Here is a 311-nt window from a genome sequence, read left to right as displayed (position 1 = left end):
CGGCTTCCTGATCAATGCGACCAACCCGAAAGGCATCATCTTCATGGTCGCGGTGTTGCCGACGTTTATCTCGAACACCCTGCCGCTGTTGCCGCAGCTACTCATCCTGGGCGCCACCATGCTGACCATCGATACCATCGTCATGCACGGCTACGCCTTCCTGGCCTCGTCCATGCAGCACTATTTCCGCGATGCCGGCGCCGTACGCAAGCAAAACCGCTTTTTTGGCGCGGTGCTGGTCTGCATCGGCGGCGCCCTGTTCTTCGTGAAGCGCGGCAACCACGCCTGAGTTGCTCAGCAGGTAACAGTAG

1 protein-coding gene is annotated in these 311 nt (G+C 59.8%); it reads left to right on the top strand.

Annotation, left to right across the window (positions count from 1 at the left end):
* The coding region (locus F1735_RS34630; protein WP_167241581.1) for a LysE family translocator at window positions 1-289 on the top strand (289 nt) is incomplete at its 5' end.
* Window positions 290-311 lie beyond the last annotated feature (22 nt).

Origin of the sequence: Massilia genomosp. 1, assembly GCF_011682185.1 — a bacterium.
GTDB lineage: Bacteria > Pseudomonadota > Gammaproteobacteria > Burkholderiales > Burkholderiaceae_D > Telluria_A > Telluria_A rubra.
The sequence above is the reverse complement of the archived record's forward strand: the minus strand, read 5'-3'. Positions and strand labels throughout refer to the sequence as shown.